Source organism: Gordonia westfalica, assembly GCF_900105725.1.
In the GTDB taxonomy this organism is placed as follows: Bacteria; Actinomycetota; Actinomycetes; order Mycobacteriales; family Mycobacteriaceae; genus Gordonia; species Gordonia westfalica.
In genome coordinates this window covers 1-10,718 of sequence record NZ_FNLM01000028.1, presented here as the reverse complement: position 1 = coordinate 10,718, position 10,718 = coordinate 1, and the positions used below count along the sequence as shown (strand labels likewise).

The following is a 10,718-nucleotide window of genomic DNA, read 5'->3' as shown; positions in this document are numbered from 1 at the left end:
AGCAGGTCCAGGCATTGAACTACCTCCCATTTCGGGATCGGAGGCCCTAACCATTTCGGCGAGGAACTTGCTTACGGCGCTTTGAAGTACATCGTCGAAGAAGGCCCTGATGCGGACCTGTTCGATTCGACGTTGGATCGGATTGTGCGGCTGAATGATCACGGTCGTGCTGACGGCAAAGCGGTCGCATTGTCGAACAACCCAGGGTCTCGTGACGGCGCTCGTACGACGATGAACTGTTTCGATGAGCCGCACCGGCTGTATTTGCCGCGGCAGTTGAAGGCGCACCAGACGATGGATGCGAACCTGCCGAAACGTCCGCTGGATGATCCGTGGTCGTTGTATGTGGGGACTGCCGGTCAACCCGGTCAGGGTTCGGTGGCTGAAGAGATTCACATCGAGGCCACGCAGATCGCTGAAGGCAAAATTCAGCGTCCGGACTTGTTCTATCTGTATCGCACGGATGACGATCCCGAACGGGATCTGTCGGATAAGGACGAGCGGATTCGGGCGATCGCTGAGGCGACCGGCCCGATCGGCGAGTTCGGTCCGGGCCAGTTCGACGAGATCGCTTCGAAGTGGGATCGCCCTGGCGCCGATGGGCCGTATCTCGAGCGGGTGTGGTTGAACCGGTGGAAACGTCAGGGCGACCAGGCGTTTGACATGAAGAAGATCAAACCGGGTTTGTGCCGCTCAGGGGAGCGCATCCCTAAGGGCGGGTTCATCACTCTCGGTTTCGATGGCGCCCGGTTCCGTGACGCTACCGCGTTGGTGGCGACGAGCATCGACACCGGGTTGCAGGAGTTTGGGGTTGTGGGAACGCCCCGACGATGACGACCTAGAAGACGACGGTTGGGAAGTCAACGAAGCTGAGGTGACCGCCGCCGTCGAGGACGCCATGACCCGGTATGCGGTGTGGAAGATGTACGCCGACCCCCCACACTGGACCGAAACGGTCGGCTCGTGGGCTGCGAAATGGCCTGACCGGGTGGAGGAGTGGTGGACCGCCCGAGTGAAGCCGATGGCGTACACGCTGCGCGAGTATCGGGAAGCCATCGACTCGGGGTCGATCACATTCGGTGGCGAACACAGCCACGAGGACTTTGTCAGGCACCTCGGAAACGCGGGCCGCAAGGAACTGAAGATCGTGGACGACGAGGGGAAACCCTTGGATGTCCTCCAGAAGCAAGATGGTCGGGCTGACCTCAAGTTTGATGCCGCGATGGCGTCGGTGCTGTCGTGGAAAGCCTGTCTGGACGCACGCAAGTCAGGGGCTCGACCGCCAAGGCCGGTCGGAATGCCACGTCGCATCTACTGAGAGGGGTGGTGCATGATTCCGGTGACGCCGGCCGAATGGCTCCCCGTCCTCACAGCCCGTTTGGATGCTGCGCAGCCGCGAATCAGTCTGCTGCGTCGCTACGTTGACGGCGACGCCCCGCTCCCTGAGATGGGTAAGAATGTGCGGGCGTCGTGGCAGCGTTTTCAGCGGCAGTCGCGCGTCAACCTGGCGACGAAGATCTCGTCATCCTTGGCGGAGCGGCTGATCCCCAACGGTATTGATGTTGGCTCCAACACCGACAGTGATGTGGTGGCTGCGGCGCAAAGGATCTGGCGCGATAACCGCATCAAAGGTGTGGTCGCTAAGGAAGCCACCCATCACATGCTGAATTACGCCACCAGCTACATGACTGCATGGGTCGGGGACAATGGGCACGCCGTCATCACGGCGGACTCACCGGAAATGATGTACGCGGCGACTGACCCGTTGCAGCCGTGGAAGGCGCGCGCCGCGATCCGTTGGTGGCGTGACTCGGATGCGGAAACAGACTTTGCGATCGTGTGGTGTCAGATCGGCTGGCAGCTGTTCAGCCGTTCGGTGTGGGTAAACCCTGCCGAGGTGGTGGAGCGGCGCATCCGCAACAACCGTGCCAGTTCGGATCAGTGGGATGCGGCGACAGAGTTCGTCATCACCGGCGAGGGGCCGCCGGTGGTGGTGTTGAACAACCCGCTCGGAATGGGTGAGTTCGAACCCCATCTCGACACCATCACCCGCATCAACGCGGGAATCCTCGAGCGTCGTGTGACATCAGCGATGCAGGCGTGGCGTCAGCGCGCCCTCACGGGAGGTCTGCCACAGAAGGACGCCGAAGGCAACGACATCGATTGGCGTCGGTGTTCGAGCCGGCGCCTGGTGCGTTGTGGACATCCCTGCTGGTATCGAGTTGTGGGAGTCCGATGCCACCGATATTAGGCCTCTTCTGGAGGGTGTGAAGGATGACTTGCGGGAGCTGTCGGAGATGTCGGCCACCCCGTTCCCCGCGCTGCTTCCGGGTTCTCAGAATCAGTCGGCTACCGGCTCTGCTGCGATGAAGGAAGCGTTGATCCTGAAGGCGCGTGACCGACTTGACGTGGTTGATACGGGCTTGTCGGCGATCATCTCGAAAGCTTTGCGTATCGAGGGGTTTGAGACCGAGGAGACGATCTCCTTGTCGTGGGAACCGCCGGATCACGTGTCGCTGTCGGAGAAGTATGACGCCGCGGTGAAGGCGAAGGGTGCGGGGGAGTCATGGAAGTCGATTGCCCGCAACATTCTTGGCTACTCGCCGGAGCAGATCGAGCAGGATGCCTTAGATCTGGCTGACGAGCAGCTGATGAGTTTCGTGGACAACGCGAATGCCCGAGTCTGATCGCCTTCTGATCGGCTACCAACAGGCCGTTGCGGACGTCCGCGCGCGGGTGATGAACTACGCCAACGCAATCTGGGTGGGCTTCCCGCGTTCCGTGATGCTCAGGCAGAGAGGCTGATTGCCCGACTGGTGCCGATGGTGACGGCGGGACAACTTCAAGTCGCGAATCTGACGTCCAGTTATATTGCCCGTGCTGTATCAGGTGGAGTTCCGCTTCCAGTGGATCGAGACGGGGTTACCCGTGGCCGTGGGGTGGACCCCGAACTGTTGTACCGGAGGCCTTTTGAGCAGGTATGGGCCGACCTTTCCGAATCCGCACCGCTGGATGCGGCAGTCGCGGCCGGGGCCACACGGTTGATGCATCTGGTGGCGACGGACATGCAGATGGCGAAGGTACGGCAGGCCGACGCGTCCCTCCAGGCTGCTGGAGTCAAGGCGTACCGGCGGGTGCTGAACGGCCCAAGAACTGTGCTCTCTGTGTCATCGCCTCTACTCAGCGCTATCACGTTGGTGACCTGTCGCCCATACACCCTGGATGTGACTGTTCGGTCGCTCCCGTGAAGTCGGATTGGAACGGCGACCGGGTGATCGATCCGGATCTACTCGAGGACACACACAAGCAGGTGCGGGAACTTACCGGCGCCGACAATCGCGCCGCCCACGACTACCAGAAACTTCTCCTGGTCCGCGACCACGGAGAGATCGGCCCCGTCCTCACATGGCGGGACCAGAACTTCAAAGCCGCCTAGAGCTTCCCTCGCACACCAGTGCGGGGATTTTGAGCGCCGCAACGGCGCACCATCCGACGAAACGTCAGGAGCAACATGCCCGAGGAAACTGCTGCCGCCGAAACGGTTGACCAGCAAGACGACCCGACCGCCGAGTTGAGACCACCGACAGTGAGCCCACGCTCAGTGTGGAGGATCTCATCGCTGAACGCGACAAGTGGAAGTCGCTGTCTCGCGAGAACGAGAAGGCCGGAAGGCGAACGCCGACAAGGCCGCAAGTACGACGAACTGCTGGCGCAGAAGGAACGCGACGAGCAGACCTGGCAGGAGCGGGCCGAAAAGGCCGAAGCTGCCCTCGCTGCAAACACGAAGCAGCGGGAACGCGACAACCTCGCCAAGAAGATCGTGGAAGGCACCGATGTGCCGCGGATCTACTCGTCGGTGACACCGAGGAGGAGATGCGCGCCCATCTCGACCGCCTGCAATCGTTCCGCGGACCCAAGCAGACCGTACCGCCCGCTGCCCCGGCATCGGTGGTTGCCAATGCCGATGCGGCGCCGGCGAACAAGGTGCAGCAGCTCACTCAGGCAGACCTGAAGAACATGTCCCAGCCCAGATTCGCGACGCTGACGCCAAAGGCCAGCTCGACGAACTCAAGGGCATCCGAAAGTAAGGAGCCATCATGGCCATCACCCATTTCATTCCCGAACTGTGGGCGGCGAACATCACCCAGGCGTGGGACGCGAGAAGGTGTTCGCCGCTCTGCTCGACCGCCAGTACGAAGGCGTCGCGACAAAGGGCAACACCGTCCACATCCCCGGTGTCGTCGCACCCGCGATCAAGGACTACAAGGCCAACAACCGCACCACGTCGGCTGACGCCATCACCGACACCGGCGTCGACCTCCTGATCGACCAGGAGAAGAACTTCGACTTCAAGGTCGACGACATCGACGCCGCCCAGTCTGCGGGCAGCCTGGCCCCGTACACCGACGCCGCCGGAAAGGCGCTCGTCGATGACGCGGACAAGTTCATCGCCACCATGCTCGCCGCCGGAGCCACCAACCTGTCGGGCTCCGCTCCGGACACCGGGAACAAGGCATTCGACCTCGTCAAGGCTGCTCGTGTGGCCCTGAACAAGAAGAACGCCCCCGCCTCCGGCCGAGTTCTCGTGTGCAACGCCGACTTCGAAGGTCTGCTCCTCGGCGCGGATTCGAAGCTCACCAGCTTCGATGTGTCCGGCGACAACAACGGCCTCCGCAACGGCACCATCGGCTCCCTCCTCGGGTTCCGTGTGCTGTCGTCGAACAACCTGCCCAACAACTCCACCCCCGGCTTCGTGGCGTTCCACCCGGAGGCCGCGGCCTACGTGTCGCAGCTCGATAAGGTGGAGGCCCTGCGCGCCGACAACAGCTTCGCCGACCGGCTGCGCGGCCTGCACGTGTACGGCGGCAAGGTTGTCCGTCCGGACGGCGTCGTCAAGTTCGGAATGACTTCGGGTAGCTGATCCAGGTGTCTCTTCCTCCCCTTGCTGTTCGTGACGACGTGATCGCCGTGGCGCAAAGGGACCTGACCGAACCTGAGCACGCGTCGGTGTATCAACTGTTGGATGCGGCATCGGACCAGTTCCGTGCCGCATCCCAACAGCAGTTCACCCCCGGCGAGTCGACGGTGCGGTTGAAGGTGAATGGTGGGCGGGTCCGTCTGGACCAGTTGCCAGTCACAGGGGTGACGTCTGTGACCGATGACGCGGGAAACTCTGTGGACTACACCCGAAATGGGATGTGGTTGACCGTCGGATGTGATTCTTCACGGTTCCTCACTGTCACATACTCGCATGGCGGAGAAGTGCCGCCGCGTGTGAAGAATGCGGTCGCCGAAATGGTGATCCGCGCTCTTGTGACGCCGGAGGAAGTGATGGCCGGAGCCCGGTCGCTGACCGACTCCGCAGGTCCGATCTCGCAGACCACTGCATGGTCGGTCGAGCGCCGAACTCGGTTTGCAGATGTCCGAGTCGGACCTGAAGTTGGCGGCATCGTTTCGCTGGCAGGGAGGCAAGTCATTGTCCAACGTATTTCCCCTGCGGCGGCGTGATCACCATTTCGGCGACCGCATTCTTCACACGCGGCGGCACTTCTCCGCCATGCGAGTATGTGACAGTGAGGAACCGTGAAGAATCACATCCGACGGTCAACCACATCCCATTTCGGGTGTAGTCCACAGAGTTTCCCGCGTCATCGGTCACAGACGTCACCCCTGTGACTGGCAACTGGTCCAGACGGACCCGCCCACCATTCACCTTCAACCGCACCGTCGACTCGCCGGGGGTGAACTGCTGTTGGGATGCGGCACGGAACTGGTCCGATGCCGCATCCAACAGTTGATACACCGACGCGTGCTCAGGTTCGGTCAGGTCCCTTTGCGCCACGGCGATCACGTCGTCACGAACAGCAAGGGGAGGAAGAGACACCTGGATCAGCTACCCGAAGTCATTCCGAACTTGACGACGCCGTCCGGACGGACAACCTTGCCGCCGTACACGTGCAGGCCGCGCAGCCGGTCGGCGAAGCTGTTGTCGGCGCGCAGGGCCTCCACCTTATCGAGCTGCGACACGTAGGCCGCGGCCTCCGGGTGGAACGCCACGAAGCCGGGGGTGGAGTTGTTGGGCAGGTTGTTCGACGACAGCACACGGAACCCGAGGAGGGAGCCGATGGTGCCGTTGCGGAGGCCGTTGTTGTCGCCGGACACATCGAAGCTGGTGAGCTTCGAATCCGCGCCGAGGAGCAGACCTTCGAAGTCGGCGTTGCACACGAGAACTCGGCCGGAGGCGGGGCGTTCTTCTTGTTCAGGGCCACACGAGCAGCCTTGACGAGGTCGAATGCCTTGTTCCCGGTGTCCGGAGCGGAGCCCGACAGGTTGGTGGCTCCGGCGGCGAGCATGGTGGCGATGAACTTGTCCGCGTCATCGACGAGCGCCTTTCCGGCGGCGTCGGTGTACGGGGCCAGGCTGCCCGCAGACTGGGCGGCGTCGATGTCGTCGACCTTGAAGTCGAAGTTCTTCTCCTGGTCGATCAGGAGGTCGACGCCGGTGTCGGTGATGGCGTCAGCCGACGTGGTGCGGTTGTTGGCCTTGTAGTCCTTGATCGCGGGTGCGACGACACCGGGGATGTGGACGGTGTTGCCCTTTGTCGCGACGCCTTCGTACTGGCGGTCGAGCAGAGCGGCGAACACCTTCTCGGCGTCCCACGCCTGGGTGATGTTCGCCGCCCACAGTTCGGGAATGAAATGGGTGATGGCCATGATGGCTCCTTACTTTCGGATGCCCTTGAGTTCGTCGAGCTGGCCTTTGGCGTCAGCGTCGCGAATCTGGGCTGGGGACATGTTCTTCAGGTCTGCCTGAGTGAGCTGCTGCACCTTGTTCGCCGGCGCCGCATCGGCATTGGCAACCACCGATGCCGGGGCAGCGGGCGGTACGGTCTGCTTGGGTCCGCGGAACGATTGCAGGCGGTCGAGATGGGCGCGCATCTCCTCCTCGGTGTCACCGACGAGTAGATCCGCGGGCACATCGGTGCCTTCCACGATCTTCTTGGCGAGGTTGTCGCGTTCCCGCTGCTTCGTGTTTGCAGCGAGGGCAGCTTCGGCCTTTTCGGCCCGCTCCTGCCAGGTCTGCTCGTCGCGTTCCTTCTGCGCCAGCAGTTCGTCGTACTTGCGGGCCTTGTCGGCGTTCGCCTTCCGGCCCTTCTCGTTCTCGCGAGACAGCGACTTCCACTTGTCGCGTTCAGCGATGAGATCCTCCACACTGAGCGTGGGCTCACTGTCGGTGGTCTCAACCTCGGCGGTCGGGTCGTCTTGCTGGTCAACCGTTTCGGCGGCAGCAGTTTCCTCGGGCATGTTGCTCCTGACGTTTCGTCGGATGGTGCGCCGTTGCGGCGCTCAAAATCCCGCACTGGTGTGCGAGGGAAGCTCTAGGCGGCTTTGAAGTTCTGTCCCGCCATGTGAGGACGGGGCCGATCTCTCCGTGTCGCGACCAGGAGAAGTTCTGGTATCGTGGCGGCGCGATTGTCGGCGCCGGTAAGTTCCCGCACCTGCTTGTGTGTGTCCTCGAGTAGATCCGATCGATCACCGGTCGCCGTTCCAATCCGACTTCACGGGAGCGACGAACAGTCACATCCAGGTGTATGGGCGACAGGTCACCAACGTGATAGCGCTGAGTAGAGGCGATGACACAGAGAGCACAGTTCTTGGGCCGTTCAGCACCCGCCGTACGCCTTGACTCCAGCAGCCTGGAGGACGCGTCGGCCTGCCGTACCTTCGCCATCTGCATGTCCGTCGCCACCAGATGCATCAACCGTGTGGCCCCGCGCGACTGCCGCATCCAGCGGTGCGGATTCGGAAGGTCGGCCCATACCTGCTCAAAAGCCTCCGGTACAACAGTTCGGGTCCACCCACGGCACGGGTAACCCGTCTCGATCCACTGGAAGCGGAACTCCACCTGATACAGCACGGGCAATATAACTGGACGTCAGATTCGCGACTTGAGTTGTCCCGCCGTCACCATCGGCACCATCGGGCAATCAGCTCTCTGCCTGAGCATCACGGAACGCGGGAAGCCACCCCAGATTGCGTTGGCGTAGTTCATCACCCGCGCGCGGACGTCCGCAACGGCCTGTTGGTAGCCGATCAGAAGCGATCAGACTCGGGCATTCGCGTTGTCCACGAAACTCATCAGCTGCTCGTCAGCAGATCTAAGCATCCTGCTCGATCTGCTCCGGCGAGTAGCAAGAATGTTGCGGGCAATCGACTTCATGACTCCCCGCACCCTTCGCCTTCACCGCGGCGTCATACTTCTCCGACAGCGACACGTGATCCGGCGTTCCACGACAAGGAGATCGTCTCCTCGGTCTCAAACCCTCGATACGCAAAGCTTTCGAGATGATCGCCGACAAGCCCGTATCAACCACGTCAAGTCGTCACGCGCCTTCAGGATCAACGCTTCCTTCATCGCAGCAGAGCCGGTAGCCGACTGATTCTGAGAACCCGGAAGCAGCGCGGGGAACGGGTGGCCGACATCTCGACAGCTCCCGCAATCATCCTTCACACCTCCAGAAGAGGCCTAATATCGGTGGCATCGGACTCCCACAACTCGATACCAGCAGGGATGTCCCACAACGCACCAGGCGCCGGCTCGAACACCGACGCCCAATCGATGTCGTTGCCTTCGGCGTCCTTCTGTGGCAGACCTCCCGTGAGGGCGCGCTGACGCCACGCCTGCATCGCTGATGTCACACGACGCTCGAGGATTCCCGCGTTGATGCGGGTGATGGTGTCGAGATGGGGTTCGAACTCACCCATTCCGAGCGGGTTGTTCAACACCACCACCGGCGGCCCCTCGCCGGTGATGACGAACTCTGTCGCCGCATCCCACTGATCCGAACTGGCACGGTTGTTGCGGATGCGCCGCTCCACCACCTCGGCAGGGTTTACCCACACCGAACGGCTGAACAGCTGCCAGCCGATCTGACACCACACGATCGCAAAGTCTGTTTCCGCATCCGAGTCACGCCACCAACGGATCGCGGCGCGCGCCTTCCACGGCTGCAACGGGTCAGTCGCCGCGTACATCATTTCCGGTGAGTCCGCCGTGATGACGGCGTGCCCATTGTCCCCGACCCATGCAGTCATGTAGCTGGTGGCGTAATTCAGCATGTGATGGGTGGCTTCCTTAGCGACCACACCTTTGATGCGGTTATCGCGCCAGATCCTTTGCGCGCAGCCACCACATCACTGTCGGTGTTGGAGCCAACATCAATACCGTTGGGGATCAGCCGCTCCGCCAAGGATGACGAGATCTTCGTCGCCAGGTTGACGCGCGACTGCCGCTGAAAACGCTGCCACGACGCCCGCACATTCTTACCCATCTCAGGGAGCGGGGCGTCGCCGTCAACGTAGCGACGCAGCAGACTGATTCGCGGCTGCGCAGCATCCAAACGGGCTGTGAGGACGGGGAGCCATTCGGCCGGCGTCACCGGAATCATGCACCACCCCTCTCAGTAGATGCGACGTGGCATTCCGACCGGCCTTGGCGGTCGAGCCCCTGACTTGCGTGCGTCCAGACAGGCTTTCCACGACAGCACCGACGCCATCGCGGCATCAAACTTGAGGTCAGCCCGACCATCTTGCTTCTGGAGGACATCCAAGGGTTTCCCCTCGTCGTCCACGATCTTCAGTTCCTTGCGGCCCGCGTTTCCGAGGTGCCTGACAAAGTCCTCGTGGCTGTGTTCGCCACCGAATGTGATCGACCCCGAGTCGATGGCTTCCCGATACTCGCGCAGCGTGTACGCCATCGGCTTCACTCGGGCGGTCCACCACTCCTCCACCCGGTCAGGCCATTTCGCAGCCCACGAGCCGACCGTTTCGGTCCAGTGTGGGGGTCGGCGTACATCTTCCACACCGCATACCGGGTCATGGCGTCCTCGACGGCGGCGGTCACCTCAGCTTCGTTGACTTCCCAACCGTCGTCTTCTAGGTCGTCATCGTCGGGGCGTTCCCACAACCCCAGCAACTCCTGCAACCCGGTGTCGATGCTCGTCGCCACCAACGCGGTAGCGTCACGGAACCGGGCGCCATCGAAACCGAGAGTGATGAACCCGCCCTTAGGGATGCGCTCCCCTGAGCGGCACAAACCCGGTTTGATCTTCTTCATGTCAAACGCCTGGTCGCCCTGACGTTTCCACCGGTTCAACCACACCCGCTCGAGATACGGCCCATCGGCGCCAGGGCGATCCCACTTCGAAGCGATCTCGTCGAACTGGCCCGGACCGAACTCGCCGATCGGGCCGGTCGCCTCAGCGATCGCCCGAATCCGCTCGTCCTTATCCGACAGATCCCGTTCGGGATCGTCATCCGTGCGATACAGATAGAACAAGTCCGGACGCTGAATTTTGCCTTCAGCGATCTGCGTGGCCTCGATGTGAATCTCTTCAGCCACCGAACCCTGACCGGGTTGACCGGCAGTCCCCACATACAACGACCACGGATCATCCAGCGGACGTTTCGGCAGGTTCGCATCCATCGTCTGGTGCGCCTTCAACTGCCGCGGCAAATACAGCCGGTGCGGCTCATCGAAACAGTTCATCGTCGTACGAGCGCCGTCACGAGACCCTGGGTGTTTCGACAATGCGACCGCTTTGCCGTCAGCACGACCGTGATCATTCAGCCGCACAATCCGATCCAACGTCGAATCGAACAGGTCCGCATCAGGGCCTTCTTCGACGATGTACTTCAAAGCGCCGTAAGCAAGTTCCT

General features: G+C 62.1%; 16 protein-coding genes and 1 pseudogene. 9 read left to right on the top strand and 8 right to left on the bottom strand.

Annotation, left to right across the window (positions count from 1 at the left end; genetic code table 11):
* A partial coding sequence (locus tag BLU62_RS33180) for a hypothetical protein (RefSeq protein ID WP_208863598.1) occupies positions 1-363 on the bottom strand: 363 nt, incomplete at its 3' end.
* A gap of 15 nt (positions 364-378) precedes the next feature.
* On the opposite strand from BLU62_RS33180, the gene BLU62_RS04090 reads away from it, so the two are divergent.
* The 8 genes from BLU62_RS04090 (at position 379) to BLU62_RS32415 (ending at position 5,508) form a co-directional block, all read left to right on the top strand.
* Positions 379-834, top strand: coding sequence for a hypothetical protein (locus BLU62_RS04090; RefSeq protein ID WP_208863597.1), 456 nt, complete (start codon positions 379-381; stop codon positions 832-834).
* A complete protein-coding gene (locus BLU62_RS04085) occupies positions 812-1,318 on the top strand; it encodes a hypothetical protein (RefSeq protein WP_139179988.1) in 507 nt (168 codons plus the stop codon). The genes BLU62_RS04090 and BLU62_RS04085 overlap by 23 nt, the downstream gene beginning before the upstream one ends.
* Positions 1,319-1,330: 12 nt before the next feature.
* The gene (locus BLU62_RS04080) at positions 1,331-2,251 is read left to right on the top strand and encodes a phage portal protein (RefSeq protein ID WP_244278060.1); all 921 of its coding nucleotides are present in this window, start codon (positions 1,331-1,333) and stop codon (positions 2,249-2,251) included.
* Positions 2,199-2,687: a hypothetical protein gene (locus BLU62_RS33650; protein WP_139179987.1), complete on the top strand. Its 489-nt coding sequence runs from the start codon at positions 2,199-2,201 to the stop codon at positions 2,685-2,687. Before BLU62_RS04080 ends, BLU62_RS33650 begins: the two co-directional genes overlap by 53 nt.
* A gap of 557 nt (positions 2,688-3,244) precedes the next feature.
* On the top strand, positions 3,245-3,436 hold the full coding sequence (locus BLU62_RS31565) for a hypothetical protein (protein WP_084811714.1): 192 nt from the start codon (positions 3,245-3,247) through the stop codon (positions 3,434-3,436).
* 75 nt (positions 3,437-3,511) lie between these two features.
* Positions 3,512-4,012, top strand: a complete 501-nt coding sequence (locus tag BLU62_RS32825) for a hypothetical protein (protein ID WP_159441536.1) — start codon at positions 3,512-3,514, stop codon at positions 4,010-4,012.
* Positions 4,013-4,150: 138 nt separating this feature from the next.
* Positions 4,151-4,921 (top strand): phage capsid protein, encoded by a 771-nt coding sequence (locus tag BLU62_RS04070; protein ID WP_244278059.1) that lies wholly within the window; start codon positions 4,151-4,153, stop codon positions 4,919-4,921.
* Between the two features lie 38 nt (positions 4,922-4,959).
* Positions 4,960-5,508, top strand: coding sequence for a hypothetical protein (locus BLU62_RS32415; protein ID WP_139179986.1), 549 nt, complete (start codon positions 4,960-4,962; stop codon positions 5,506-5,508).
* Here BLU62_RS32415 and BLU62_RS04065 read toward each other — a convergent pair.
* Positions 5,474-5,884 (bottom strand): hypothetical protein, encoded by a 411-nt coding sequence (locus BLU62_RS04065; protein ID WP_139179985.1) that lies wholly within the window; start codon positions 5,882-5,884, stop codon positions 5,474-5,476. The two genes, BLU62_RS32415 and BLU62_RS04065, sit on opposite strands and share 35 nt — an antisense overlap.
* 5 nt (positions 5,885-5,889) lie before the next feature.
* Positions 5,890-6,225, bottom strand: coding sequence for a hypothetical protein (locus BLU62_RS35090; protein ID WP_483099056.1), 336 nt, complete (start codon positions 6,223-6,225; stop codon positions 5,890-5,892).
* A gap of 135 nt (positions 6,226-6,360) precedes the next feature.
* Between BLU62_RS35090 and BLU62_RS35085 the strand changes: the two genes are divergently transcribed.
* Positions 6,361-6,549 (top strand): hypothetical protein, encoded by a 189-nt coding sequence (locus BLU62_RS35085; RefSeq protein WP_483099055.1) that lies wholly within the window; start codon positions 6,361-6,363, stop codon positions 6,547-6,549.
* Between the two features lie 173 nt (positions 6,550-6,722).
* Here BLU62_RS35085 and BLU62_RS04055 read toward each other — a convergent pair whose 3' ends face one another.
* From BLU62_RS04055 to BLU62_RS04040, 5 genes and pseudogenes are all read right to left on the bottom strand, one after another.
* Positions 6,723-7,304: a hypothetical protein gene (locus BLU62_RS04055; RefSeq protein WP_074847885.1), complete on the bottom strand. Its 582-nt coding sequence runs from the start codon at positions 7,302-7,304 to the stop codon at positions 6,723-6,725.
* Between the two features lie 1,203 nt (positions 7,305-8,507).
* Positions 8,508-9,119 (bottom strand): hypothetical protein, encoded by a 612-nt coding sequence (locus tag BLU62_RS33645; protein WP_074848345.1) that lies wholly within the window; start codon positions 9,117-9,119, stop codon positions 8,508-8,510.
* Positions 9,113-9,448 carry a hypothetical protein gene (locus BLU62_RS31560; RefSeq protein WP_244278058.1) on the bottom strand — a complete coding sequence of 112 codons (336 nt, stop codon included), beginning with the start codon at positions 9,446-9,448 and terminating at the stop codon, positions 9,113-9,115. Before BLU62_RS31560 ends, BLU62_RS33645 begins: the two co-directional genes overlap by 7 nt.
* Positions 9,449-9,460: 12 nt before the next feature.
* On the bottom strand, positions 9,461-9,757 hold the full coding sequence (locus BLU62_RS04045) for a hypothetical protein (RefSeq protein ID WP_139179984.1): 297 nt from the start codon (positions 9,755-9,757) through the stop codon (positions 9,461-9,463).
* Between the two features lie 5 nt (positions 9,758-9,762).
* Positions 9,763-10,718: pseudogene (locus tag BLU62_RS04040) on the bottom strand (large terminase); the annotation flags it as partial.